25 protein-coding genes are annotated in these 26,276 nt (G+C 62.7%); 19 read left to right on the forward strand and 6 right to left on the reverse strand.

Annotation, left to right across the window (positions count from 1 at the left end; translation table 11 throughout):
- Nucleotides 1-28: 28 nt before the first annotated feature.
- Nucleotides 29-925 (reverse strand): RimK family alpha-L-glutamate ligase, encoded by an 897-nt coding sequence (locus tag NK214_RS02710; RefSeq protein ID WP_253313716.1) that lies wholly within the window; start codon nt 923-925, stop codon nt 29-31.
- Between the two features lie 49 nt (nt 926-974).
- Nucleotides 975-2,330: a signal recognition particle protein gene (gene ffh, locus NK214_RS02715; protein WP_227104941.1), complete on the reverse strand. Its 1,356-nt coding sequence runs from the start codon at nt 2,328-2,330 to the stop codon at nt 975-977.
- Between the two features lie 108 nt (nt 2,331-2,438).
- Between ffh and NK214_RS02720 the strand changes: the two genes are divergently transcribed.
- Complete coding sequence (locus NK214_RS02720) at nt 2,439-3,260, forward strand: inner membrane protein YpjD (protein ID WP_107800587.1); 822 nt, start codon at nt 2,439-2,441, stop codon at nt 3,258-3,260.
- A gap of 33 nt (nt 3,261-3,293) precedes the next feature.
- On the forward strand, nt 3,294-3,674 hold the full coding sequence (locus tag NK214_RS02725) for a ComEA family DNA-binding protein (RefSeq protein WP_371926182.1): 381 nt from the start codon (nt 3,294-3,296) through the stop codon (nt 3,672-3,674).
- A gap of 53 nt (nt 3,675-3,727) precedes the next feature.
- Here the strand turns inward: NK214_RS02725 and NK214_RS02730 are convergent, their stop codons facing one another.
- Nucleotides 3,728-5,128: a deoxyribodipyrimidine photo-lyase gene (locus NK214_RS02730; RefSeq protein ID WP_253313717.1), complete on the reverse strand. Its 1,401-nt coding sequence runs from the start codon at nt 5,126-5,128 to the stop codon at nt 3,728-3,730.
- A gap of 349 nt (nt 5,129-5,477) precedes the next feature.
- On the opposite strand from NK214_RS02730, the gene NK214_RS02735 reads away from it, so the two are divergent.
- From NK214_RS02735 to yacG, 7 genes are all read left to right on the forward strand, one after another.
- Entirely contained in the window at nt 5,478-6,608 is a 1,131-nt protein-coding gene (locus NK214_RS02735; RefSeq protein WP_158274338.1) for a porin, read from the forward strand.
- 219 nt (nt 6,609-6,827) lie between these two features.
- Nucleotides 6,828-8,534: a type IV-A pilus assembly ATPase PilB gene (gene pilB / locus NK214_RS02740; RefSeq protein ID WP_107800583.1), complete on the forward strand. Its 1,707-nt coding sequence runs from the start codon at nt 6,828-6,830 to the stop codon at nt 8,532-8,534.
- A 71-nt stretch (nt 8,535-8,605) separates the two neighbouring features.
- Nucleotides 8,606-9,829: a type II secretion system F family protein gene (locus NK214_RS02745; RefSeq protein WP_107800582.1), complete on the forward strand. Its 1,224-nt coding sequence runs from the start codon at nt 8,606-8,608 to the stop codon at nt 9,827-9,829.
- The gene (locus tag NK214_RS02750; RefSeq protein WP_253313718.1) at nt 9,826-10,695 is read left to right on the forward strand and encodes an A24 family peptidase; all 870 of its coding nucleotides are present in this window, start codon (nt 9,826-9,828) and stop codon (nt 10,693-10,695) included. The genes NK214_RS02745 and NK214_RS02750 overlap by 4 nt, the downstream gene beginning before the upstream one ends.
- On the forward strand, nt 10,685-11,296 hold the full coding sequence (gene coaE, locus NK214_RS02755; protein ID WP_253313719.1) for a dephospho-CoA kinase: 612 nt from the start codon (nt 10,685-10,687) through the stop codon (nt 11,294-11,296). Before NK214_RS02750 ends, coaE begins: the two co-directional genes overlap by 11 nt.
- Before the next feature lie 38 nt (nt 11,297-11,334).
- Nucleotides 11,335-12,093 carry a cell division protein ZapD gene (gene zapD / locus NK214_RS02760; RefSeq protein ID WP_019100891.1) on the forward strand — a complete coding sequence of 253 codons (759 nt, stop codon included), beginning with the start codon at nt 11,335-11,337 and terminating at the stop codon, nt 12,091-12,093.
- Between the two features lie 39 nt (nt 12,094-12,132).
- The gene (gene yacG / locus NK214_RS02765) at nt 12,133-12,321 is read left to right on the forward strand and encodes a DNA gyrase inhibitor YacG (RefSeq protein ID WP_048409544.1); all 189 of its coding nucleotides are present in this window, start codon (nt 12,133-12,135) and stop codon (nt 12,319-12,321) included.
- Between the two features lie 66 nt (nt 12,322-12,387).
- Here yacG and NK214_RS02770 read toward each other — a convergent pair whose 3' ends face one another.
- Together NK214_RS02770 and tsaE are read right to left on the reverse strand one after the other, a co-directional pair.
- Nucleotides 12,388-13,626 carry an N-acetylmuramoyl-L-alanine amidase gene (locus NK214_RS02770; RefSeq protein ID WP_107800579.1) on the reverse strand — a complete coding sequence of 413 codons (1,239 nt, stop codon included), beginning with the start codon at nt 13,624-13,626 and terminating at the stop codon, nt 12,388-12,390.
- Complete coding sequence (gene tsaE, locus NK214_RS02775; RefSeq protein WP_370445205.1) at nt 13,587-14,072, reverse strand: tRNA (adenosine(37)-N6)-threonylcarbamoyltransferase complex ATPase subunit type 1 TsaE; 486 nt, start codon at nt 14,070-14,072, stop codon at nt 13,587-13,589. Before tsaE ends, NK214_RS02770 begins: the two co-directional genes overlap by 40 nt.
- Here tsaE and queG point away from each other — a divergent pair.
- Nucleotides 14,071-15,153 carry a tRNA epoxyqueuosine(34) reductase QueG gene (gene queG / locus NK214_RS02780; RefSeq protein ID WP_371926183.1) on the forward strand — a complete coding sequence of 361 codons (1,083 nt, stop codon included), beginning with the start codon at nt 14,071-14,073 and terminating at the stop codon, nt 15,151-15,153. The two genes, tsaE and queG, sit on opposite strands and share 2 nt — an antisense overlap.
- Nucleotides 15,154-15,156: 3 nt before the next feature.
- Here the strand turns inward: queG and NK214_RS02785 are convergent, their stop codons facing one another.
- Nucleotides 15,157-15,573: a MaoC family dehydratase gene (locus NK214_RS02785; protein ID WP_107800577.1), complete on the reverse strand. Its 417-nt coding sequence runs from the start codon at nt 15,571-15,573 to the stop codon at nt 15,157-15,159.
- A 316-nt stretch (nt 15,574-15,889) separates the two neighbouring features.
- Between NK214_RS02785 and NK214_RS02790 the strand changes: the two genes are divergently transcribed.
- From NK214_RS02790 to gspG, 9 genes are all read left to right on the forward strand, one after another.
- Complete coding sequence (locus NK214_RS02790; RefSeq protein WP_227104935.1) at nt 15,890-16,639, forward strand: electron transfer flavoprotein subunit beta/FixA family protein; 750 nt, start codon at nt 15,890-15,892, stop codon at nt 16,637-16,639.
- 3 nt (nt 16,640-16,642) lie between these two features.
- Complete coding sequence (locus NK214_RS02795; protein WP_253313720.1) at nt 16,643-17,575, forward strand: electron transfer flavoprotein subunit alpha/FixB family protein; 933 nt, start codon at nt 16,643-16,645, stop codon at nt 17,573-17,575.
- 216 nt (nt 17,576-17,791) lie between these two features.
- On the forward strand, nt 17,792-19,573 hold the full coding sequence (locus NK214_RS02800; protein WP_253313721.1) for an acyl-CoA dehydrogenase: 1,782 nt from the start codon (nt 17,792-17,794) through the stop codon (nt 19,571-19,573).
- 483 nt (nt 19,574-20,056) lie between these two features.
- Nucleotides 20,057-20,683, forward strand: a complete 627-nt coding sequence (locus tag NK214_RS02805) for a hypothetical protein (protein ID WP_146176710.1) — start codon at nt 20,057-20,059, stop codon at nt 20,681-20,683.
- 11 nt (nt 20,684-20,694) lie between these two features.
- A complete protein-coding gene (gene gspD, locus NK214_RS02810) occupies nt 20,695-22,842 on the forward strand; it encodes a type II secretion system secretin GspD (RefSeq protein WP_253313722.1) in 2,148 nt (715 codons plus the stop codon).
- Nucleotides 22,839-24,299: a type II secretion system ATPase GspE gene (gene gspE, locus NK214_RS02815; protein ID WP_107800571.1), complete on the forward strand. Its 1,461-nt coding sequence runs from the start codon at nt 22,839-22,841 to the stop codon at nt 24,297-24,299. Before gspD ends, gspE begins: the two co-directional genes overlap by 4 nt.
- Nucleotides 24,299-25,510 (forward strand): type II secretion system inner membrane protein GspF, encoded by a 1,212-nt coding sequence (gene gspF / locus NK214_RS02820; RefSeq protein WP_227104926.1) that lies wholly within the window; start codon nt 24,299-24,301, stop codon nt 25,508-25,510. The genes gspE and gspF overlap by 1 nt, the downstream gene beginning before the upstream one ends.
- 22 nt (nt 25,511-25,532) lie before the next feature.
- Nucleotides 25,533-25,793: a hypothetical protein gene (locus NK214_RS02825; protein ID WP_107800569.1), complete on the forward strand. Its 261-nt coding sequence runs from the start codon at nt 25,533-25,535 to the stop codon at nt 25,791-25,793.
- A gap of 30 nt (nt 25,794-25,823) precedes the next feature.
- The gene (gspG, locus tag NK214_RS02830; protein WP_019100905.1) at nt 25,824-26,267 is read left to right on the forward strand and encodes a type II secretion system major pseudopilin GspG; all 444 of its coding nucleotides are present in this window, start codon (nt 25,824-25,826) and stop codon (nt 26,265-26,267) included.
- Nucleotides 26,268-26,276 lie beyond the last annotated feature (9 nt).

Consider the following 26,276-nt stretch of genomic DNA (forward strand, 5'->3'; position numbering starts at 1 on the left):
CGGGTTGCGGTACAAAATCGCTCATTGCTCAGCGCAGACGGCGCGCGAGCGCCGCGGCCAACTCCTCCGCGGCTTGCGGTCGGAAGCGGAAAAACAGCTCCGGTTCAATCATTTCCAGCTCCATGACCGCCAGGCGGTCATGGTTGTCGCGAATCATGTCGACGCGCGCGTACAGCACGTCGAAAGGGACCGCCCGCACGGCGGCTTCGGCGAAAGCGATCTCTTGCGCGTCGGCATGATGCGGGTGGACCTGGCCGCCGTGGTCGTCTTGCACGCGGAAGTCGCCGGACTTCGGCGTTTTGCGGATGGCGTGGCTGAAGCGGCCGTCGATGACGATCAGAGACAATTCTCCCTGGCTCAGCACATTGTGTTGCATGGGCTGCAGCAGCATGGCCTCCTGCTGGATCAGCTCGGCGTATACGCATTCCAGCGATTCCGCGTTTGTCGGGGCGACGCGATAAGTGTGCCGGGCAGCTCCGGAGACGGCCGGTTTCAAGATGGCGTCGTCCCAGTTCCGCTCTTCCAGCAACTGGCGCAACGTTTGCGGCGCGCCTTTCTCAATGTAGCGCGTGTCCACCGTATGAACAGCGTTTTGTTGCAGCTCGGACAGGTAGTGTTTGTCCAGATTCCAGCGAATCAGCTCAATCTCGTTGAAGAGGCGGGTTTGAGCGGCCGCGCGCGCCAGCCAGTCGGAAAACGCGGGCAGGCGCTCGAAGTAATCCCAGGTGGTGCGGAACAGCGCGCAAGCAGAGTCGGCCCAGTCCATGTCCGGATCGTCCCAGGCCAGGCGGCGGACGCGCAAGCCCTGGCGCTGCAGCGCCGCCAGCACCAGGCCGTCTTCATGATGAACCTGGCGGCGGTACCAGTCGCCGTCGTCAGGCGGCAGCAGGCGCGAATCGGTCAGAACGGCAACATCGAGCGACATCGAAATCCTTTTACATCAAGAAAAACGGGTGCCAGGCACCCGTTTCAGCTTACATGCCGGGCATCATGCCCTTCATGCCGCGAAGCATTTTCATCATGCCTCCCTTGGAGGAGAACTGCTTCATCATTTTCTGAGTCTGTTCGAATTGGTTCAGCAGCTTGTTGACCTCCTGCACCGTCACGCCGGCGCCGGCGGCGATGCGTCGTTTGCGGCTGGCCTTGAGCAATTCCGGCTTATGACGCTCTTGCGGCGTCATCGAGTTGATGATGCCTTCGATGCGGCGCATGGCTTTCTCCGCCTCCGCGCCCTGCACGCCCTTGGCCATCTGGCCCAGTTGCCCCGGCATTTTCTCCAGCAGATTGCTCATGCCGCCCATTTTCTTCATCTGCTGCATCTGGGCTTTGAAGTCTTCGAGGTCGAAGCCCTTGCCGGACTTCAACTTCTTGGCCATGGCGGCGGCTTCGTCCTGATCGATGCCTTTTTGCACTTCCTCGATCAGCGACAGCACATCGCCCATGCCCAAAATCCGGCTGGCGATCCGGTCCGGGTGGAAGGGTTCCAGACCGGACACTTTTTCGCCGACGCCGATGAATTTGATCGGCTTGCCGGTGATGTGGCGGACCGACAGCGCGGCGCCGCCGCGCGAGTCGCCGTCCATCTTGGTGAGGATGACGCCGGTCAGCGGCAGCGCTTCATTGAAAGCCTGGGCTGTGTTGACCGCGTCCTGGCCCTGCATCGCGTCGACGACGAACAAGGTTTCCACCGGATTCAGCGTCGCGTGCAGCGCCTTGATCTCGGCCATCATCGCCTCGTCGATGGCCAGACGGCCGGCGGTATCCACCATCAGCACATCGAAGAAGTGGCGCTTGGCGTGATCCACCGCGGCGCGGGCGATATCGACCGGATTCTGGTCGCCGGAGGACGGGAACCATTCGACGCCGACCTGCTGGGCCAGCAGTTTCAACTGCTCGATGGCGGCGGGGCGGTAAACGTCGGCGGAGACGACCAGCACTTTTTTCTTCTGGGTCTCTTTCAACAGCTTGGCGAGCTTGCCTACCGTGGTGGTTTTGCCGGCGCCCTGCAGGCCGGCCATCAGCACGATGGCGGGTGGCACGGCGGCCAGATTGAGGGCGTCGTTCTTCTCGCCCATCAATTTGGTCAATTCCTCATTGACCACGCCCACCAGGGCTTGGCCCGGCGTCAGGCTGCCGGCCACGTCCTGGCCGAGCGCGCGCTCCTTGACCTGGGCGATAAAGGTTTTGACCACGGGCAGGGCGACGTCGGCCTCCAGCAGGGCCATGCGCACTTCGCGCATCGCGTCCTGGATATTGGCCTCGGTCAAGCGCGCATTGCCGCGCAGATTTTTCATCACGCCGGACAGGCGGCTGGTCAGGTTGTCTAGCATGGTGCGTCCTTACTTCTGCCAACGGCTTGCCGGTTGGTGTAGACTCTCAAACTATCGATTTTACCACGAGCCGCCGGGGCTGCGCCCGGTTTTGATAAAACACCCGACATGACTCGTTTCCTGCTCGTACTTTCTATTGCGCTGATCCTCTCTTACGGGGTTTTCAGCTGGCACTACTTCGCCAACTGGCGCGGCCTGGCGTGCTGGCCGCGCAAGCCGCGGCTGGAACACAGCCTATTGGGCGTGCTGCTGCTGCTGCAGGCGATTGCGGTGTTGTTGCCGCTGACTCAGGGCGCTTTGCTGTCCCTGGGGGTTGGCCGCGCGCTGTCGGTGATGGTGTGGATCATGCTGCTGATTTATTGGACTTGCAGCTTCTTCTATCGCGTGGAAGGCCTGCAGCTGTTCATGATGCCGCTGGCGATGGCCGCGTTGGGCTTCGCCCTGCTGTTCCCCGGCCAGCACGTGGTGCAAGACCTGAGCAATCCGGCTTTTGTGCTGCATATCCTGGTCTCCCTGTTTGCTTACAGCCTGTTCGCCATCGGCGCGCTGATCGCCATTCTGATGCTGTTTTTGGAGAAAGCCCTGCACGATAAACGGGCCTCTCCGCTGGTCAAGCAATTGCCGCCCTTGCTGTCCCTGGAAAAAATGATGTTTCAGGTGATAGGCGTCGGCTTCTTGCTGCTGACGGTTTCCTTGTTGACCGGCGTGGTGTTTTCCGAAGAAGTGTTGGGACATGCCGCGGCGCTGACGCACAAGACCATCTTCGCCGTGTTGTCCTGGCTATTGTTCGGCGGCCTGTTGATCGGCCGCAAGTTGCAAGGCTGGCGCGGCCGGGTGGCGATTCGCTGGACTTTGGCCGGCTTCCTGTCCTTGGCGCTAGCTTACATTGGCAGCAAGGTCGTCATAGAATTGATCCTGCAACGCGGTTGAGGTTGCCAGTCCTGTCTCACAAGGAGATCAATGATGAAAAAATTGTTAGCCCTGTTTGCCGCCCTGATGCTGATTTGCGGCACCGCTTTCGCCGCCGTCAACATTAATACCGCCAACCAGCAGGAGCTGGAGGCGCTGAACGGAATCGGCCCGGTCAAGGCCAAGGCCATTGTGGATTACCGCGCCAAGAACGGACCGTTCAAGAGCGTTGACGATCTGAAAAACGTCAGCGGGATTGGCGACAAGACCTTGGAAAAACTGCGCAGCGAGATCGCGGTCAGCGGCGCTTCCAGCGCCGCGCCGAAAGCCGCGGCCAAACCCGCCGCCGCCGCCAAGCCCGCCGCCGCTGCGGCCAAACCGGTGGCCGGCGTCAAGAAAGAAGCCTCCAAACCGGCGGCCAAGAGAAAGCCCTGACGTTTACCCGTCAATGGTTTGCTGGAAACAACGCCCGCAGATGCGGGCGTTTTTCATTGCTTGCCGAACAGAGCCAGCGCCAATTGCCTTTGCTCGGCGTGGTCGACGATGGGGCGTGGATAGTCCCGGCCCAGCACGAAGCCTTCCGGCAGCGCCTTGGCCTGCCAGGGGGCGTGGATCGCCTGATCGCTGAGCGCGGCCAACTCCGGCACGTAGCGACGGATGAAGCGGCCGTCCGGATCGAATTTCTGCGATTGCGTCACCGGGTTGAAGATGCGGAAATAGGGTTGCGCGTCGCAGCCGGTGGAGGCCGCCCATTGCCAGCCGCCGTTGTTCGAGGCCAGATCGAAGTCCAGCAGCTTCTCCGCGAAATAGCGTTCGCCCAGACGCCAGTCAATCAGCAAATCCTTGACCAGAAAACTGGCGGCGATCATGCGCAGCCGGTTGTGCATATAGCCGGTTTGGTTCAGTTGTCGCATGGCCGCATCAATCAACGGATAACCACTTAGTCCTTTTTGCCAGCTTTCCAGCCAGTCCCGGCGGTTGGGAAAGGGAAGGTCTCGGTATTGCGGCTTGAAGCTGTGAGCGGCGATATCGGGGAAGTGCCATAGCAGCTGCTGATAAAACTCTCGCCAGATCAACTCCTTCAACCAGCACATCGCGCCCTCTCCGCCGTCGAAACTGGCGAATTGCACCAGCTGGCGAATCGAGATGGTGCCGAAGCGCAAATGGGTGGACAGATAGGACACGCCCTTTACGCCGGGGTAGTCCCTTTGTTGATGGTAGCGTTGGATGCGTTGCTGACAGAAATCGGCGAACCGCTCTTGGGCGCCGGAGGCCCCGGGCGTCAGCAAGCAGGGTTCTGCCTGGGTGAAGCCCAATTCCGCCAGGTCGGGCATAGCCGGCGTGCCCGCTGGCGGGCGCAAGCGGCCCGCCAGCGAAGGCATGGTCAGCGATTGGCTGTGCTGTGGGCTCAGTCTTTTGAGCCAGGCATTGCAGTAGGGGGTAAACACGGTGAAGGGTTTGCCGCTGGAGGTGAGCAGCTCGTCCCTGGCGAAAATGACCTGATCCTTGTATGAGAGCAAGCTCTTGCCCATTGTTGCCAGGGCCTGGGCAACTATCTGATCTCGCTGGCGCGCATAGGGCTCGTAATCCTCGTTCACGTAAACGGCCTCGGCGCCTAGCTGCGCCGCCAGCCTCGGGATGATGTCTTGCGCTGGCCCTGTCGCACACCATAGCTCCCCGCCCGCTGCGCGCAGGGACGTCTGAACTTCCTGCAAGGATTGCCAGATGAAGCCGATGCGTCTGTCGGCGGGGGAGAGCGTGTCGAGAATATTGCTGTCGAAAACAAAGACGCACTGCACCGGGCGGCCCGAGGCCAGCGCTTGCTGCAAAGCGTGGTTGTCCTCCAGGCGCAAGTCGCGCCTGAGCCAGTAAAGCGAAACCTTGCTCATGGGTAAGCTCGTCATGGTTTGATTGTCTGACAGTGGATGGTCCATTTTATGCTTTGTGGTTTGTTGCTTTTTTGCACTAAGTTGCTGCTTGTGTTGCGTAATTGCATCTCATGGCTGGTGGCGCTTCAGTCTGGTGTTCATGTAAAACAAGGGTTTGTGATGCATGTGTTGTTTTTTTGAGTGCTTTTTTGTTGGAAGTGCATGCTGTTTTTGTTTTTTCGCAACGTCGGTCTTATATTGAGCCTAGCGATCACCGAAGCATATCGGCGACACATAAATGTCCGGGTTCTCTGGCCTTAGAACTAGCGAAATCAACAGGACAATATCAACTGACTTGAAAGGAACTGCAATGAACAAGACGCATATCGCTCTTGCAATCGCCGCCCTGATGCCGGCCGCCGCCGCAATGGCCGACGTCACCATCTACGGTGAAATCCGCGGTGGTTACGAGTACAACAAGACCTACCGCTCGAATACCAGCCTCGACTCCAACGGCAAGCCCCAGGGTAACTCCCAGATCAACGACTGGACCTCGCGCATCGGCTTCAAGGGCAACGAAGATCTGGGCAATGGCCTGAAAGCCATCTGGCAGGTTGAGAATCGCGTGAATATCGACGGCTCCGAATCCTCTGGCTTTAATACCCGCGACAGTTTCATCGGCTTGGCCGGCGACAGCTGGGGTAAGTTCCGTCTGGGGCGTCTGTCCAACTACGCTAACGATTCGATGGAGCAGGTGGACCCGGGCTATTACAGTTCGCAAAGCGTAGGTGGTCTGGCTTACTTCACCCGCCTTGACGACCGCGTCAACAACGCCATTCGCTACGACAGCCCGAACTGGGCCGGCTTCAGCTTCGCGTTCCTGTATGGCACCGACGAAGCTCGCGGGGCAAGCACTGATGGCAGCCGCACCAATCGCCAGACTTGGAACCTGGGCCTGAGCTATGAAAACTCCGGCTTCTTCGGCAAGTACAACTACCAGAACTGGGGTGACGCCGATAAGGCGCTTGTGTCTGGCGGGCGTAGCTCGAATAAAGATTGGCACCGCTTTGAAGGCGGCTACATGGCCAACAATATCTATGCGGTCTTGGGCTATCAACAAATTCGTGGCTATATCGATGGCACTGCCGGCGTTTATGCCGATACCAAGGGCGTGTTGTATAACAAAGCCGCCTTTAACGCTTTGACCGCTGGCTCTAGCAATCTGGATGTGAGCAAAGAAGTGAAAACCCGCGAACTGGCCCTGACTCTGGGTTATACCTTCGGTTCGTTGACCCCGTACTTCTCCTACGTCAAGGGTTACGACATCAGCGTTGGTGGTAGCGATGTCAACAACTCTGGTTACGACCAATATGTATTGGCTCTGGACTACGCTTTGTCCAAGCGTACCGAGGTTTACACTTCCTACGGTCACGTGAAGTGGAAGGGCAATAATGTGGAGAAGGAAAACTCCTTCGGCCTGGGTCTGGTGCACCGCTTCTAAGCGCACCTGAGTATCACCTTGAAAGGACTGCTTCGGCAGTCCTTTTTGTTTTGGCGCTAAGCCGGACCTATCCAGCCGCGCCGGGATTTAAGTCAAAGCAGCATCCGCATTTTGCATATAATGTTGTAACGGTAGTGCGGCTGTCTTGAAGGCGGCGGGCTCTGGCACGGGAGCGTCGCGCGGTGTCCTCAAATCTGTTTACTGGTGAGTTGCAAGCGTATGGAAGCTTCGGCTGGCATTTCCGGCTTGGGTCGGGCCTTGGTGCAAAACAATATGCTGTTGCAGCAGGATGCGGACGCCATTCTGCGTCAGTCTCAGGCATCGCATATCAGCTTTGTCGAGCAGCTGATTCAGAGCAAGAAGATGACGGCGCAGGATGTCGCGATGTTCGCGTCCAAGACCTTTGGCTATCCCTTATTGGACATGTCGGCCATCGATCTCGATCAGTTGCCCAAGGGCGTGGTGGATGACGAGCTGATCGCCAGCCGGCGCTTGCTGCCCCTGCTCAAGCGCGGCAACAAGCTGTATGTCGGCACCTCGGACCCGACTCAGACCTCGGCCTATCACGCCATCACCTTCAAGACCGGGATGACGGTGGAAGTGGTGGTGGTGGAGGACGACAAGCTGGGCAAGATGCTCGGCAAGTACGGCGAGGACGCTACCGCCGCGATCAAGGCCCTGGAAAACGAAGATTTTGGCGATCTCGAATTCGCCGATCCGGACGCGCCGGCGGATACCGGCGCGCAGCCGGACGTCGACGACGCGCCGGTGGTCAAATTCATCCACAAGGTGTTGCTGGACGCGATCAATGGCGGCGCGTCCGATATCCATTTCGAACCCTATGAGAAGTTCTACCGCATTCGTTACCGGGTGGACGGGGTGTTGAAGGAGATCTCGCAGCCGCCCTTGGTGTTGAAGGAAAAGATCGCTTCCCGGATCAAGGTGATTTCCAAGCTGGATATTTCGGAAAAGCGGGTGCCGCAGGATGGCCGGATGAAGCTGGTCATTTCCAAGGCGCGGGCGATCGATTTCCGGGTCAGCACCTTGCCCACTTTGTACGGCGAAAAGATTGTGATGCGTATCCTGGACTCGTCGGCGGCGAATCTGGATATCGAGCAGCTCGGCTTCGAGCCGGAGCAGAAACGTTTGTTGCTGGACGCGATCGGGCGCCCCTACGGCATGGTGCTGGTGACCGGCCCCACCGGCAGCGGTAAAACGGTGTCGCTGTATACCTGTCTTAATTTGCTGAACAAGCCGGACATCAATATCGCCACGGCCGAGGACCCGGTGGAAATCAATTTGCCGGGCATCAATCAGGTCAACGTCAACGAGCGCGCCGGGCTGACCTTCGCCTCGGCCCTGAAGGCTTTTCTGCGCCAGGATCCGGACGTGATCATGGTGGGCGAGATCCGGGACTTCGAAACGGCGGACATCGCGATCAAGGCGGCGCAGACCGGTCACATGGTGTTCTCCACCCTGCATACCAATAACGCGCCGGCGACTTTGACTCGGATGCTGAACATGGGGGTGGCGCCGTTCAATATCGCCAGCTCGGTGCTGCTGATCATGGCGCAGCGCCTGGCGCGCCGTTTGTGCGCGCATTGCAAGAAGCCGGCGGACATTCCCGAAGAGGCGCTGTTGCGGGCGGGTTTCAAGAAAGAGGAATTGGACGGCAGCTGGAAGCCCTATGCGCCGGTGGGCTGCGAGGAGTGCCGCAATACCGGCTACCGCGGCCGCACCGGCATTTACGAAGTGATGCCCATCACCGACGCGATGACGCGTTTGATCATGCAGAACGGCACCGCCATCGATATCGCCGATCTGGCGCGCAAGGAGGGCATGGTGGATTTGCGCCACGCCGGCCTGCTGAAGGTCAAGGCGGGCTTGACCTCGTTGACCGAGATCGAGGCGGTGACCAACGAATAAAAGCGGTTTCGCGCCTCCGGCAGCCGCCGGAAAGCTGACTTAACGGCTTGGAATAAGAAAGAGGCCATGGAATGGCAGTCACGGTAGCGAAAAAAGCGACGCCGGGCTTTGTCTGGGAGTGGGAAGGCAAGGACAAGGCGGGCAAGGCGATACGCGGGGAATTGAGAGCGGAGTCCGAGGCGGTGGCCAAGACTCAGCTGCGGCGTCAAGGCATCAATGTCGTCAAGATCAAGCGCCGGCGCGCCGGGTTCGGCAAGCGCATCACCGAGCGGGACATCACCTTGTTCACCCGGCAGCTGGCGACCATGATGCGCGCCGGCGTGCCGCTGTTGCAGGCTTTCGACATCGCGGCCAAGGGCCACGGCAACCCCGCCGTGACCAAGATGCTGCTGGAAGTGCGCGCCGACGTTGAAACCGGTCTGTCGCTGGCGGAGGCCTTCCGCAAGCGGCCCTTGTACTTCGACAAGCTGTTCTGCAACATCATCGCCGCGGGCGAAACCGGCGGCGTGCTGGACTCCTTGCTGGACAAGCTGGCCACCTACAAGGAAAAGGTGATGGCGATCAAGGGCAAGATCAAGTCGGCGTTGATCTATCCGTCGGCCATTGTCGGCACCGCCTTCATCATTACCGCCGTCATCATGATTTACGTGATTCCGGCGTTCAAGGATTTGTTCTCCAGCTTCGGCGCCAATTTGCCGGCGCCGACCTTGTTCGTGATCTGGCTGTCGGATGGCTTCGTCCATTACTGGTGGCTGATCTTCGGCGTGATCTTCGGCAGCCTGTTCGGCTTTCTCTACGCCTTCAAGCGCACGCCCAAGCTGCAAGAGCGGATGGACCGCATTCTGCTGCGCATGCCGGTGATCGGCGACATCATCCGCAAGGCCACCATCGCGCGCTGGGCGCGCACCTTGTCCACCTTGTTCGCCGCCGGGGTGCCGCTGGTGGAAGCGCTGGATTCGGTGGGCGGGGCCTCCGGCAATCAGGTGTACGCGGACGCCACCAAGCGGATTCAGAACGACGTCAGCACCGGCTCCAGCCTCAATTATTCGATGCAGCGTACTGACTTGTTCCCTAATATGGTGCTGCAAATGACCTCGATCGGCGAGGAGTCCGGCTCGCTGGACCAGATGCTGGACAAGGTGGCGGATTTTTACGAAGAAGAAGTCGATAATGCGGTGGCCGCGCTGTCCAGCTTGCTGGAGCCGGCCATCATGGTGATTCTGGGGATCTTGATCGGCGGTTTGATCATTGCGATGTATATGCCGATTTTCAAAATGGGGCAGGTGGTTGGATGATCGAGGAGTGGCGCTGGATCGCCAGCTCGTACCCGCTGGCTTTCGCCGGCGCGGCGCTGGTGCTGGGTTTATTGCTTGGCAGTTTTCTGAATGTGCTCATCCATCGTTTGCCCAAGATGCTGGAAGCCGAATGGCGGCGGAATTGCGTTGATTGTCTGCAGCTGGAGGAGAACGAGGCGGTCGAGCCCTATAATTTAATGCGGCCGGCCTCGCACTGCCCGCAATGCCGGGCCGTGGTGCGTCCGTGGCAGAACATTCCGCTGTTGAGCTTCCTGTTGCTGCGCGGCCGCTGCGCGAGCTGCCGAGTCAACATCCCTTGGCGTTATCCGGCGGTGGAGCTGTCGGCCGGCGTGTTGTTCGCTTTCCTGGCCTGGCGCTATGGGTGGTCGGCGCAATTGCCGGCCTATATGGCCTTGACCGCAGTGCTCTTGGCGCTGACCTTCATCGATGCGGACACGCAGCTGCTGCCGGACAACCTGACCTTGCCCTTGCTGTGGGGCGGTCTGCTGTTCAACCTGCTGACCGGAACCGTGCCCTTGGCCGACGCGGTGATAGGCGCGATGGCCGGCTATCTGAGCTTGTGGTTGTTGTTTCACGGTTTCAAGCTGGTCACCGGCAAGGAGGGCATGGGCTATGGCGACTTCAAGCTGCTGGCCGCCTTGGGCGCCTGGCTGGGATGGACCTTGCTGCCTTTGGTGATCCTGCTGTCCTCGCTGGTGGGCGCGGTGGTGGGCGTGGTCTTGATTTTGCTGGCCAAGCACGGTCGTGGCCAGCCCTTGCCGTTTGGCCCTTATCTCGCGGCCGCCGGCTGGATTGCCCTGATCTGGGGGCAAGACATCGTGTACTGGTATTTGCATGGCTATTAAAGTGGTGGGGCTGACCGGCGGCATTGGTTCCGGTAAGAGCGCGGCGGCCGATCGCTTCGCCGAATTGGGCGTGCCGGTGGTCGACACCGACGCCATCGCGCACGAGCTGACTGGGCCGGACGGCGCGGCGATGCCGGCCTTGGCGGCGGCTTTCGGCGCGGGCGCGGTGCGAGCGGACGGCGCTTTGGATCGCGGCTGGATGCGCGAGCGCGTGTTCGCCGACGCCGGCAGCCGGCAGCGGCTGGAGAGCGTGCTGCATCCGCTGATCCGGCAGCAGAGCGAGGTCAGGGTGGCCGAGGCGCGCGGGCCGTATTGCGTGTTGGTGGTGCCCTTATTGTTTGAAACCGGGCATTATCTGCCGATGCTGGCGCGCACCTTGTTGGTGGATTGCGCGGAGTCGGCGCAACTGGAGCGGGTGATGCGGCGCAACGGCATGGACGAACAGGCCGTGCGCGCGATCATGGCGGCGCAATGTTCGAGAGCGCAGCGACGCGAACGCGCCGACGATATAATTTGTAATAATGACAGCTTGGCTGCGTTGAGGCTTCAAGTCGACGCCAAACACGATTATTATCTTGCCAGCCTAGCCGATAGATCATAACCGGGCTCTCGCGAGCCAAGCAGAAGGGCCGATGCGCCGTGATCAGTTTTGAGTTTCCCGTCACCGAGCGAACCCGCATCCTGCTCCGCCTGGAGCATCTCTACGCACGTCTTGGGTATTTCATCGGCAAGGACCATCCGTATGATCATCATGCGGCCCTGCTGGTGTTGTTCGAGCTGATGGAAACCGCCTCGCGCGCGGACTTGAAGGCGGATCTGCTGCAGGAATTGGAACGGCAGAAACAGATGCTGGAAGCGCTGCGCGAGAATCCGCAAGTGGCGGAAGAGACCCTGGAGGGCGTGCTGGAGGACATCGAGCACGCGTCCAGCCGGCTGCTGGCGCTGACCGGCAAGTTTGGCCAGCATCTGCGCGAAAACGAGTGGCTGATGGCGATCAAGCAGCGCGCCGGCATTCCCGGCGGCACCTGCCAGTTCGATTTGCCGTCTTACCACCAGTGGCAGCAGAAGTCGGCCGAGGTGCGGCGTCAGGACATCAAGCGCTGGGCGTCGCCGCTGATGCCCACCGCCGAGGCGGCGGGCATTCTGCTGACCCTGTTGCGCGACAGCGGCAAGACCCATCATTACGTGGCGCGCCGCGGCGTGTTCCAGCAGATGTCCGGCGGCAAGGTGGTGCAGCTGATCCGGGTGGCCTACGATGGCGGCCTGGAGCTGCTGCCCGAACTGTCCGCCAATAAATACGCGCTCAATATCCGCTTCGTCAGCGCGGTGACCGGGGAATCCCGGCCGCGGCAGACCGAGCAGGATGTCGAGTTTCACCTGACCAATTGCAAGTTCTGACCGGCGCGCGCGCCGGTCCTTGCCCCGTTTTGAGAAGCCATGTCTGATTCTGTTCGCGTTGTCGCCTGTCCCACTTGTCGCGCGCCGGTGCGCTGGGAGCCGCAAAGCCAGTTCCGCCCGTTTTGCAGCAAGCGCTGCCGTCTGATCGATTTGGGCGAGTGGGCGACGGAAAGCTATCGGGTGCCGGCGCAGGAAGAGTCGCCGAGCGAGGCGAGCCGCGGAGAGTGAGCGCCCGGCCGCAATGAAAAACAGGTCCCTGAGCGGGACCTGTTTTGTTTTGGCCGCGGGACGGACTCAGGCCCTGGCCGCCAGCGCCGCGCCCTGCGAGAAATAGCCTTTCATGCCGGTGAAGATGGCATTGGCCATTTGCTGCTGGAAATCGCTGCTGAGCAGACGCTGCTCTTCCTCCGGGTTGGAGATGAAGGCGGTTTCCACCAGGATGGACGGGATGTCCGGCGCTTTCAGCACCGCGAAGCCGGCCTGTTCCACCGCGCTCTTGTGCAGCTTGTTGAGGCCGCCCAGATGGCCCAGCACGGTCTTGCCCAGTTTCAGGCTGTCGTTGATGGTGGCGGTCTGGGTCAGGTCCAGCAGGGTGTGGGCCAGGTATTTGTCCTTGCTGCCTATCTTGACGCCGCCGACCAGGTCGGCGTCGTTCTGGCTTTGCGCCAGCGCCTTGGCGAAGGCGCTGGTGGCGCCTTTTTCAGACAGCGCGAACACCGAGGAGCCGCGCGCGGCGCGGTTGGGCGCGGCGTCGGCGTGGATGGACACGAACAGGTCGGCGTTCAGCTTGCGCGCCTTGGCCACGCGCACGCCCAGCGGGATGAACACGTCTTCGTCGCGGGTCATATAGGCCTTCATATTGCTTTCCGCGTCTATCATGCGCTTCAACTGTTTGCCGATGCTCAGCACCACGTCCTTCTCGCGCGTGCCGTTCAGACCGACGGCGCCGGGATCGATGCCGCCGTGGCCGGGGTCCAGCATCACGATGATGGGACGATTGCTGTCTTTTTTCTTGGGCTTGATCTGCGGCGCAGGCTGTTCCAGCTTGCCCTTGTTGTAGTCCTGAAGCAGGGCGAGCAAGGGATCGTCCTGCTTGCCGGCCGGGTAGAGGTCCACCACCAGCCGGTGTTTGTACTCGGCCACCGGCGTCATGGTGAAGGCCTGCGGTGTGATGTCCGCTTTCAACTCCAGCACCAGGCGCACCGTGTCCGGATCGAACTGGCCGGCGCGGGCGGTCTTGATATAGGGGTCGGCGGCGGAAATCTGGCCGCCGATGTCTTTGAGCACGCTGTTGAGCTGCACGCCTTGCAGGTCGATCACCAGCCGGTTGGGGTTGGCGATGGTGAACTGCTTGTATTGGATGGCCTCGCTGGCCTCCAGCGTGATGCGGGTGTAAAGCGACGCCGGCCAGATGCGCAGGGCGACGATCTGACTGTTGGCGGCGAAGCCGACGCGGCTCACCGACAGCATGAAGGTGGCGGCCGCGGCGCCGATCAAGCGGCGGCGGAGGGGATCGAAAGTCGAATCAGGCATGACTGTCCGGTTTCTGAGTGGGCAAGTAAACGATAATTGCGACCATTTCCGGCCACGGCTAGTTCCAGCACGATGTCGGCGCGCGGCAAGAGCTCCGCTGCCTTGTCCGGCCACTCGACCAGGCACAGGCTGTCCGGGCCGAAGTATTCGCGGAAGCCGGCATCCTCCCATTCCTCGGGGTCGGCGAAACGGTACAGGTCGAAATGGTGCACGCTATAGTGAGGAAAAGGATAGCTCTCCACCAGAGTATAGGTGGGGCTTTTGACCTTGCCGGCATGGCCGAGCGCGGTCAGCAGGCCGCGCGTGAACGTGGTCTTGCCCGCGCCCAGATCGCCCAATAGATAGACGACGAGGCCGGCTTGCGCCGCTTCGGCGAAGGCTTTGCCCAGCGCCAGGGTGGCGGTTTCATCTTCCAGGTAGCCGCAGCGAACGCTGGTATCATCCATGGCCATGACCGAAAACTCTTTACAAAAACCGGATTATCCCGAATTGGCGCGCCAAATCAAAGCCTGGGCGCGCGAATTGGGTTTTGCCGACGCCAGAATCGGTCGCGCCGGCCTGCCGCCGGAGGCGGAACAGAAGTTGAACGCCTGGCTGGCCGCCGGCCATCACGGCGAGATGGACTATATGGCCCGCCACGGCGCCTTGCGGGTCAAGCCGGCGGATCTGGTGCCCGGCACCCTGTCCGTTATTTCCCTGCGCATGCATTACTGGCCGCAGGCGCGCGCGTCGGCCGAGGTGCTGGCCGACGGCGGCAAAGCCTATTTATCGCGCTACGCGCTGGGGCGCGACTATCACAAGGTCTTGCGCAACCGGCTGCAGGCGCTGGCGGATCGGATCAAGCGGGAGATAGGCGAGTTCGGCTACCGGGTGTTCACCGACAGCGCGCCGGTGGCCGAGGTGGCGCTGGCGGCGCAGGCCGGCCTGGGCTGGCGCGGCAAACACACTCTGTTGCTGACCAAGAACGAGGGCTCGCTGTTTTTCCTGGGAGAGGTCTTCACCGACCTGCCCCTGCCGGAGGACGAGGCGGAGGACGGCCATTGCGGCCGCTGCACTCGTTGCATCGATGTCTGTCCCACCGCGGCCATCGTCGCGCCCTATACCGTGGACGCGCGGCGCTGCATTTCTTATCTGACGATAGAGCTGAAGCGGGCGATTCCGGAGGAGATGCGGCCCTTGATCGGCAACCGCGTCTACGGCTGCGACGATTGCCAGCTGTTCTGTCCTTGGAACCGTTTCGCGGTCGACACCCGGGAGACCGATTTTGCGGTGCGTCATGGTTTGGACGACGTGAGCTTGCTAGAGTTGTTCGCCTGGAGCGAGGCCGAGTTCAAGGAGAAGATGGCCGGCAGCCCGATTTACCGCATCGGCTACCTCAAGTGGCTGTCCAATCTGGCGGTGGGGCTGGGCAACGCGCCCACCGCGCCGGAGGTGGTGGCGGGCTTGCGCTCGCGTCTGGATTTTCCCGACGAGATGGTGGCCGAGCCGGTACGTTGGGCGCTGGGCCGGCACGGCGTCATCGTTTGAAGCTCAGGGTTTGCTGGGCGCCTTGACCAGGGATTCGCCTTCCAGCACCACCTTGCCGCGGACCGAGCACTGGGTCGCCAGTTTGACGAAGTGTTTGTCCGGATTCAGTTCGATCACGGTGGCGCGGGCGGTCACGGTGTCGCCGATGCGCACCGGCGCCTTGAAACGGGTGGATTGCGATAGATAAATGGTGCCGTGGCCGGGCAACTGGGTGCCCACTACGGTGGAAATCAGGCTGGCGGTCAGCATGCCGTGCGCGATGCGCGTTTCGAACGGCGTCTGTTCCGCGTACTCCTGATTGATGTGCACCGGATTGTTGTCGCCGGACACGGCGGCGAACATCAGCACGTCGGCTTCGGTGATGGTCTTGCTGAATTCGGCGAAATCGCCGAGGCCAAGATCTTCAAACCAAACAGTCATGACCGCTCCTGACTTGATATGACGGGGAAATGTTGCAGTGCATTGTGACAGCTTTTGGCCGGAATGCAAATTACCGAGAAATCACGTACTATCGGCGATAAGTTGCGTTTTTGCCACGCTGTATGCAATACAAATCAACCAAACGCTCGTTTGAATTTGTGCTTGGGGCATAATCAGGCTTGCTTCGGCAATTGCTGCTTCCGCGTTCGATCAATCCAGACGGCGGCATTTCTGAAACGGCCGCGCTTGGCGCGGCGGCGGCGACGGTCCGCTCCAGGTTTCTTTTTAGAGATGTCCAGAGGTTTGTTGGAGGAATATGAAAGTTCTAGTCGCTGTGAAACGCGTTGTGGATTACAACGTGAAGGTTCGGGTCAAGGCCGACGGCACTGACGTGGATATCGCCAACGTCAAGATGTCGATGAACCCGTTTGACGAAATCGCGGTGGAAGAGGCGGTGCGTCTCAAGGAAGCCGGCAAGGTCAGCGAAATCGTCGTGGTGTCGCTGGGCGTCAAGCAATGCGAGGAAACGCTGCGCACCGCGCTGGCGATGGGCGCCGACCGCGCCATCCTGGTGGAAACCGATGCGGAGCTGCAGCCGCTGGCGGTGGCTAAATTGCTGAAGGCGGTGGCGGACAAGGAACAGCCGCAGCTCTTGATCGTGGGCAAGCAGGCGATCGACGACGACGCCAACCAGACCGGCCAGATGGTGTCGGCGCTGCTGGGCTGGGGCCAGGGCACATTCGCCTCCAAGGTGGACTTGTCGGCCGAGACCGTGGACGTCACCCGCGAGATCGACGGCGGCCTGGAAACCGTCAAGCTGCGTTTGCCGGCGGTGGTCACCTCCGACCTGCGCCTGAACGAGCCGCGCTTCATCAAGCTGCCCAACATCATGGCCGCCAAGAAAAAGCCGCTGGACAAGACCACGCCGGCGGAACTGGGCGTGGACGCCGCTCCGCGTCTGAAGACGCTGAAGGTGGCCGAGCCTTCCAAGCGCAGCGCCGGCATCAAGGTGGCCAACGCCGCCGAGCTGGTCGCCAAACTGAAAACCGAAGCAAAGGTGCTGTAAGCCATGGCCATTCTCGTTATCGCTGAACACGACAACCAGAGCCTGAAAGCAGGCACCCTGAACACCATTACCGCCGCCGCCAAGCTGGGCGAGGTGCATGTGCTGGTGGCCGGCCACAACGCCGCCGCCGCCGCCGAGGCCGCCAAGGGCGTGGCCGGCGTCGCCAAAGTGCTGCTGGCCGACGCCGCTCACTACGCGCACGGCCTGGCCGAGAATCTGGGCGCGCTGGTGTCCGGCCTGGCCAAGAGCTACAGCCACGTGCTGGCGCCGGCGTCCTCCTTCGGCAAGAACCTGCTGCCGCGCGTAGCCGCTTTGCTGGACGTGGCGCAGATCTCCGAGATCGTCGCCATCGAATCCGCCGACACCTTCGTGCGGCCCATTTACGCCGGCAACGTGCTGGCCACCGTGCAGTCCGCCGACCCGATCAAGGTCATCACCGTGCGCACCACCGCCTTCGACGCGGCGGGCCAGGGCGGTTCCGCCGCGGTGGAAACCGTGGCCGCGGCAGCGGACGCGCAGCTGTCCAGCTTCGTCGGCCAGGAACTGACCAAGTCCGACCGTCCGGAACTCGGCTCGGCCAAGGTCATCGTTTCCGGCGGCCGCGCGCTGGGTTCGGAGGAGCAGTTCAAGGCAGTGATCGATCCGCTGGCGGACAAGCTCTCCGCCGCCGTGGGCGCTTCCCGCGCCGCGGTGGACGCCGGCTACGCGCCGAACGACTACCAGGTGGGCCAGACCGGCAAGGTGGTGGCGCCGCAGCTGTACTTCGCGGTCGGCATTTCCGGCGCGATCCAGCACCTGGCCGGCATGAAGGACTCCAAGGTGATCGTCGCCATCAACAAGGACGAGGAAGCGCCCATCTTCCAGGTGGCGGATTACGGCATCGTCGGCGATCTGTTCACCGTAGTGCCGGAGTTGATGGCCGAGTTGTCCAAATAATCCCGGATCCGCGCCGCGAGTCTCTCGCCGGCGCGGACAGCGGGCCGGGCGAGCCGCCCGGAACAATAATATTCAGCCGGCAACGCCCGCGCGCAGTCATCGGCCCGATGCGGGCCGGACCCGCCGCGGTGCTTGCCGGCTTTTTCATGTCTGCGAATAGAAACCGATTGCCGGCCGAACCGGTGGTCCCAGCCATCCAAACACGAGGAGAAGGCGATGATTTATCAAGCACCGATCAAGGACATTCAATTCGCGCTCAATGAGCTGGCCGAGCTGCCGGCCGTCTGCGGCCTGCCGGGCTACGGCGAATGCTCGGTGGAGCTGGTGGACGCCATTCTGGAGGAGGGCGCCAAGTTCGCCGAAGGCGTGCTGGCGCCGATCAACAAGCAGGGCGATCAGGGCGCCAAATGGCGCGACGGCGAAGTCAGCGCCGCGCCCGGCTTCAAGGACGCCTGGCGTCAGTACGTCGAATCCGGCTGGGTGGGCCTGCGCGCGCCGGAAGCCTACGGCGGTCAGGGCATGCCGGCCTTGGTGGCCACCGCGGCCGAGGAAATGTGGTGTTCCGCCAATCTGGCTTTCTCGCTGGCGCCGCTGTTGACGCTGGGCGCGATCGAGGCCATTCATCATCACGCCTCGGAAGAACTCAAGAGCGTCTATCTGCCGCCGATGTCCAGCGGCGCCTGGACCGGCACCATGAATTTGACCGAGCCGCAGGCCGGTTCCGACCTCGCCCAGGTGCGCAGCAAGGCCTTGCCGCAGGCTGACGGCAGTTATCGCATCAGCGGCCAGAAAATCTTCATTACCTGGGGCGAGCACGATATGGCGGACAACATCGTCCACCTGGTGCTGGCCCGCCTGCCGGACGCGCCGGCTGGGGTGAAGGGCATTTCCTTGTTCATCGTGCCCAAATTCCTGGTCAACGCCGACGGCAGCCTGGGCGCGCGCAACGATGTGCGCTGCGTGTCGCTGGAGCACAAGCTGGGCATCCACGGCAGCCCCACCGCGGTGATGAGCTTCGGCGATCAGGACGGCGCGATCGGCTATCTGGTCGGCGAAGCCAACAAGGGCCTGAACTATATGTTCACCATGATGAACCACGCGCGTCTGGGCGTGGGCATCGAAGGCCTGGCGGTGTCGGAGCGCGCCTACCAGAAGGCGGTGGAATACGCGCGCGAACGGGTGCAGAGCCGCGCGGTGGGCTCGCCCGATCCGTCCGGCGTGGCCATCATCCAGCACCCGGACGTGCGCCGCATGCTGCTGACCATGCGCGCCCAGGTGGAGGCGCAGCGCGCGCTGGCCCTGTATACCGCGGCGGCGCTGGACCGCGCGGCGCGCCATCCGGTGGCGAGCGAAAAAGCGCGCAACCAGGCGCTGGCCAATTTCCTGATCCCCATCGTCAAGGGCTGGAACACCGAGCAGGCCAACGAAATCACCAGCCTGGCGCTGCAGGTGCACGGCGGCATGGGATATATCGAGGAAACCGGCGTTGCGCAGTACTATCGCGATGCGCGCATCACCGCCATCTACGAAGGCACCACCGGCATCCAGGCCCTGGATTTGATCGGCCGCAAGACCGCGGGCGAGGGCGGCGTCACCGCGCGCGCCTTGCTGGAAGAGGCCGCCGGCTGCGTGGCCAAGCTGCGCGCCGCCGGGCTGGCCAGCCTGGCGGACAATCTGGACGAAGCGGTCAAGCAGGCGCGCCGCAGCGTCGACTTCATCCTGGATACCTTCGCCGGACAGCCGCAACGGGCGGCGGCCGGGTCCGTGCCCTTCCTCAAGCTGATGGGCATTGTGCTGGGCGGCTGGCAGATGGCGCGCGCGGCCCTGATCGCCAAGGAAAAGCAGAGCGACGGCGAGTCCGATCAGGACTTCATGCACGCCAAACTGGCCACCGCGCGTTTCTACGGCGAACATCTGTTGCCGCAGGCGGGCGGTTTGGCGGCCGCCATCGTTGACGGCGCGGACAGCGTGCTGGAGATGGACGAAGCCTGGTTCTGAGGTGGTTCTAGGAAGATGCGCAACAGACGCCGCGGGATGCCGCGGCGTTTTTTGTTGCCTGGCCGATGCAAGAGCGATTATTGCATGAGCGTGTAATCAGGCTTTGAGATAATGGAAAAGACCTTGTTGTGGGTTGCTGCGGCGCGGCATCAAAAACCGTTTGTCATTAAAAATATTTTGCCGCATAGTGTTTGCTCCGCCCCTAGCTACGGGCGGTGTGCGAAATCAGGCGGAAAAATAGTTCTTAATAGAAGAATTAATCGCATGGCGCGCTGATATTCGCTTGAATATTGCCTGGCTATGCAATTCGGTCTTTTTTTGGATTGACCGTATCCTGATGGCGTGCAAATAATCCGCTGCATGACTCACAGCCAAGCTCGAGCCAAGTCCCGGCCGATCCCATCGCGGCGCGAGGCGCCCGCTTGACCTTGGCCGCAAGGTCCGCGCTTAGATTTCAAGAATGAATACAGAAGCCAGGATGCAATGAAGCAAGTGGTCCATTGGAGTGAAAAGGGGAAGCGGTTGTTGCCGTCGGCGGCGACGCTGGGGCGTCTGGTCGCCGCTTTGCCTTGGCTGGCGCTGGCAGGCGCCGCCGTGTGGCTGGGCATGACCGTGGCGCCGATTTTGGGTCCCGCGGCCAAGCAATGGCGAGGCTTAAGCGAGCCGGCGCCGCAGTCCGCCGCCGCCAATGTGGCGATGGCGCACTGGTTCGGCGAGCCGGTGGCGCAGCAGGCGGCGGCCTTGCCGCCGGTCAAGCTGATCGGCGTCTACGCGCCTCAGGCTTCCGGCGCGCCCGGTTTCGCGGTGATAGACGACAATGGCCGCTCCGTCGCCCTGTTGCTGGGCAAGACTACGCCCGACGGCTGGGAACTGGCCCAGATCACCGCCTCCGGCGTGTTGATGCGTTCCGGCGGTAGCGAGCAGTTCGTGCCGCTGGTCGAGCGCGTGCCCGGCGCGGGCGGCGCGGTCGGCGGCAGTGCGCCGCCGCCGATGCCGCCTCCGATTTCTCCTCCTTCCCAGGCTCCCGTTTCGCCCCCCGCCGTGGTTCCTGTGAATCCTGAAACCCCGCCGCAACCTGGGCTGGATTCCGCCAGCATGGTTCGCCAATAAGAAGACTGAATATGCGTATCCACAAACTTGTCGCCATCCTGGCCCTGGTCTACGGTTGCAACGCCGCATTGGCCGCCACCCCGCAGAACGACGGAGTGATGCTCAACTTCGTCAACGCCGACATCGAAACCGTGGTCAAGGCGATAGGCGAAATCACCGGCAAGAACTTCATCATCGACCCGCGGGTGAAGGGCACGGTCAACATCGTGTCCAGCAAACCGGTGCCGCGCGCGCTGTCTTACCAGATTCTGTTGTCCTCGCTGCGCCTGCAGGGCTTCTCCGCGGTGGAGGGCGGCGGCGTGGTCAAGATCGTGCCGGAGGCCGACGCCAAGCTGCACGCCAAGGCCAGCAAGGGCATCCCGCGCGGCGACGGCGACCGCCTGATCACCAAGGTGTTCACGCTTAAATACGGCAACGCCAATCAGCTGGTGCCGGTGATCCGGCCCATCGTGTCGCCCAACAACACCATCGCCGCCTACCCGCAGTCCAATGCGCTGATCGTCACCGACTACGCGGACAATATTCAGCGCATCGAGTCCATCATCGATTCGATCGAGAGCGCGGCCGCCGGCGACACCGTGGTGGTGCCGGTGCTGTTCGGCTCCGCGGTGGAACTGGCCGGCAGCCTGAACAAGTTGTTGCAGGACAGCGGCGCCGGCGCCGACGGCGGCAAGACCACCATCATCCCGGACGCGCGCGCCAATGTGCTGATGGTGCGCGCCGACACCCCGGGCAAGATCGGCAAGATCAAAAGCCTGCTCAAGCTCCTGGATCAGCCCAGCCAGGCGGGCGCCAATGTGCGTGTGGTTTATCTGAAGAACGCCGAGGCCGGCAAGGTGGCGCAGACGCTGCGCGCCTTGATGACCGGCGACGCGGGTCCCTTGCAGGGCCGCACCGCGGTGAGCACCAACGGCGGCTCCAGTTCCAGCCTGCTGAACCAGAGCGGTTCGGGCAGCGGTTCCGGCGCCTCGTCCAGCGGCTCTGCCAGTGCCGCCCAGGCGGCCAGCCCGGTGGGCGGCGACAGCGCGTCCAGCAGCAGCGGTAGCGGGGCCGGCGGCGGAGGATCCATGATCCAGGCCGACCCCACCAACAACGCGCTGATTCTGAACGTGCCGGACTCCATGTACCAGAATCTGCGCAACGTCATCGACCTGCTGGACAGGCGCCGCGCCCAAGTGATGGTGGAGGCGCTGGTGGTGGAAGTGGCCGCGCAGCGGGTGATGGAGTTGGGCGTGCAATGGCAGGCCTTGGGCGCGCTCAACGGCAACGGCGCCGGCGTGTTCGGCGGCACCAACTTCCCCGGCACCACCAACCCCGGCATCATCGGCTTGTCCGGCGGCGCGCTGGCCGGCGGCTCCGCCACCACGCCGCTTGGCACCCTGGCAGGCACCGGCGGCCTGAACGTGGGCTGGGTCAAGGGCACGGTCAATATTCCCGGCATCGGCACCGTATTGAACATGGGAGCGCTGGCCCGGGCGATGGAGACTGAAATGGGCGGCAACATCGTGTCCAGTCCGTCCCTGATGGCGATGGACAATGAAAAGGCCAAGATCCAGATCGGCCAGGAAGTGCCTATCCTGACCGGCCAATACAGCAATACCGGCAGCAGCAGCAACGGCTCGGTCAACCCCTTCCAGACCTACGACCGCAAGACCATAGGCTTTAATCTGGAAATCACGCCGCAGATTTCCGAAGGCGGCTCCATCCGCATGAAGATTTTGCAGGAAGCGTCCACCATCGTGCCGGGCACCGATAAAAATCCGCAGGGACCAACCACCAACAAGCGGATGATAGAGACCATCGCCAATGTGGACGACGGCGGCATCATCGCCATCGGCGGCCTGCTGCAGGAAACGGTTAGCGACAATGAGAGCAAGGTGCCACTGCTGGGCGACATCCCGTGGCTGGGCGCCTTGTTCCGCTACAGCAACAAGCAGCGCAACAAGACCAATCTGATGATCTTCATCAAGCCCACCATCATCCGCGACGATCTGGGCGCGCGTTCCATCGCCACCGATCGCTACAACTACATCATCGGCGAAGGCCATAAGGCGGAGAGGGAAAAGCTGCAGATGAATCTGGATTCGGCGCTGAAGTCCCTGCCGGAGGGCGGCATCCGCTCGACGCTGGAACAGAGCCTGAAGGCGCAGCCGAAATGAACAAGCCCAAGCTGTCGCCGGCGCTGGGCTTTCCGTTCGCGCGCGCCAACGGCGTGATCCTGCTGGACGGGGAAAGCGGTCGCCATCTGCTGCTGCGCGAAGACAGCCGGCCGGAGGCCTGGGCCGAAGTGTTGCGCCTGCACGGCCAGGGGCTGGCCAGCGTCGAGACGCTGGAGGCGGCCTTGTTCGACAAGCGCCTGTCCGAGCATTACGCCAATCGCGACGGCGCGGCGGCCGAGGTGGTGGACGATATCGGCCAGGACCTGGATCTGACCCAGATGGTGGAGTCCTTGCCAACGGTGGAGGACTTGCTGGAGAGCGAGGGCGACGCGCCCATCATCCGCATGATCAACGCTTTGCTGACCCAGGCGCTGCGCGACGGCGCCTCGGACATCCACATCGAAGCCTTTGAAGACCGCTCGGTGGTGCGTTTCCGCCTGGACGGTTCGCTGCGCGACGTGGTCAGCCCGCACCGCGCGCTGCACGCGGCCATGGTGTCGCGGATCAAGATCATGGCCAATCTCGACATCGCCGAAAAACGCATTCCGCAAGACGGCCGCATCTCGCTGCGTCTGGGCGGCCGCCCGGTGGACGTGCGGGTCTCCACACTGCCCACCAGCCACGGCGAGCGCGTGGTGCTGCGTCTGCTGGACAAGGAAAACGCCCGCCTGGATCTGGCTACGCTGGGCATGGCGGCGGACACGCTGCAGGCGGTGGACAAGGTGATCCGCCAGCCGCACGGCATCCTGCTGGTCACCGGCCCCACCGGCTCGGGCAAGACCACCACGCTGTACGCGGCCTTGTCGCGGCTGGACGCGCGCCACACCAATATCATGACGGTGGAAGACCCGGTGGAATACCACCTGGACGGCGTCGGCCAGACCCAGGTCAATCCGCGCATCGACATGAGTTTCGCCAAGGCGTTGCGCGCGATTCTGCGCCAGGATCCGGACGTGGTGATGATAGGCGAGATCCGGGATCTGGAAACCGCGCAGATCGCGGTGCAGGCCTCGCTGACCGGCCACTTGGTGCTGGCCACGCTGCACACCAACGACGCCGCCTCGGCGGTGACGCGGCTGGTGGACATGGGGGTCGAGCCCTTCCTGCTGGCCTCCAGCCTGCTGGGCGTGATGGCGCAACGGCTGGTGCGCCGGCTGTGCCCGCACTGCAAGGCGCCGCATCCGGTGCCGCTGGAAGGGGAGGCGGACGCTCCGCATTACCGGCCGGCGGGCTGCCCGAGCTGCGGCCATTCCGGTTACAAGGGGCGTTACGGCGTTTATGAACTGCTCTTGGTCGACGATCAATTGCAGCGCTTGATCCACGATCGCGCCTCCGAACAGAAAATGCGCGATTACGCCGCCCGCCACGGCATGCGTTCGCTGCGCGACGACGGCCTGCGTTGGGTCAAGGCCGGCGAAACCTCGCTGGAAGAAATCATGCGGGTGACGAGGAACTGATGGCCGCCTTCCGTTTTACCGCTTTCGACCCCGCCGGCAAGGAGCAGAAAGGCTTGCTGGAGGCGGACTCCGCGCGCGCCGCGCGCAGCCAGCTGCGTGAGCGCGGCCTGCTGCCGCTGGAGGTGGAAAGCGTCAGCGCCAAGAACGGCGACGCCGGCAGCTCGGCGCTGCGCCGCGGCCTGCCGCGCGCGGAGCTGGTGATGATCACCGAACAGCTGTCCACCCTGCTCAACGCGGGCCTGCCGTTGGAAAAGGCGCTGACCGCGGTGACCGAGCAGTGCGAACACCCGCGCAGCCGCACCGTGCTGGCGGCCTTGCGCAGCGACATCCTGGAAGGCAAGAGCTTCGCCCAGGCGCTGGCTTCGGCGCCGGGCGTGTTTTTTCCGCTGTATCGCTCGCTGGTGCAGGCCGGCGAACAGTCCGGCCATCTCGACACCGTGATGGCGCGCTTGGCCGAATACCTGGACAAGCGCCAGAACACCCAGCAGAAAGTGATGCTGGCGATGGCCTATCCGGCCGTGGTCACCGTGGTGGCCATCCTGGTGGTGGCCGGCCTGATGAGTTATGTGGTGCCGCAGGTGGTCAGCGTGTTCGCGCAGACCAAGCAGACCCTGCCTTTTCTGACCCGGGCGCTGGTGGCCGCCAGCGATTTCCTGCGGCAATGGGGCGTCGCGTTGCTGGCCGGCATCGTCGCCGCGCTGTTCCTGACCGTGCGCGCCTTGCGCGCACCGGCACTGAAACGGCGCTTCCACGCCCGGCTGTTGAAGCTGCCGGTGTTCGGCCGCCTGCTGCGCGCGCTCAACACCGCGCGCATGGCCAGCACCCTGTCCATTCTGGTGGGCAGCGGCGTGCCCTTGCTGACCGCGCTGGAAACCGCGCGCGGCCTGATGACCCTGCTGCCGATGCAGGACGCGGTCAGCGAGGCAATGGCCAAGGTGCGCGAGGGCGTGGCGCTGTCCCGCGCGCTGCACGCCACTCGTCAATTCCCGCCGGTGCTGATCCATCTGATCGGCAGCGGCGAATCCAGCGGCACGCTGGCCCATATGTTGGACCGCGCCGCCCAGCAGCAGGAGCAGGAGGTGGAGCGCAAGCTCGCCACCTTCACCACGCTGATGGAGCCGCTGCTGATCCTGTTCATGGGCGGCATGGTCTTGTTGATCGTGCTGGCCATCATGATGCCCATCATCGACATGAACCAGATGGTGCATTGATTTTCGCGGAAAGAAGCACGGAATGTCTCACAAGGCAGTTTTACAGCAATGGGTGTTGGAAGCGCTGGCCGCGCACGGCGGCAAGGCGGACCGGCTGACGGTGGCCAAACACATCTGGCATGCGCGCGCTCGCGAGCTGGAAGGCACCGAGTTGTTCTACACCTGGCAATACGATATGAGCTGGGCGGCGAGCGAGTTGAGAAAGCTGGGCCAGCTCAAGCCGGCCAATGCCGGACCCGCCGGCGTCTGGGAGTTGTCCGGCGACGGCCCCTCCCTGTTTTGACCCTTTGAAACCTCGGTAGTAGGAGTAGATATGCGACACCTTTCCAAAGCGGCCCAGCGAGGCTTCACCCTGATCGAAATCATGGTGGTGATCGTGATTCTCGGCGTACTCGCGGCGTTGGTGGTGCCCAAGGTGATGAGCCGTCCGGACGAGGCGCGCGCCGTCGCCGCCAAGCAGGATCTGGGCGCTTTGAGCCAGGCCCTGAAACTGTATCGTCTGGACAACGGCCGCTATCCCAGCAGCGAGCAGGGCCTGCAGGCGCTGGTGCAGAAGCCGACCTCGGCGCCGGAGCCGAAGAACTGGAAGCCGGGCGGCTACCTGGAGCGCCTGCCCAAGGACCCGTGGGGCAATCCCTATCAGTACGCCAACCCGGGCACGCACGGCGAGATCGACATCTGGAGCTTCGGCGCCGACGGCGAGCCGGGCGGCGAGGGCGTGGACGCCGACATCGGCAACTGGGACGCGGTCAAGTAAGACCGGAGT

This window comes from Chromobacterium sp. S0633 (assembly GCF_024158805.1).
Taxonomy (GTDB): domain Bacteria; phylum Pseudomonadota; class Gammaproteobacteria; order Burkholderiales; family Chromobacteriaceae; genus Chromobacterium.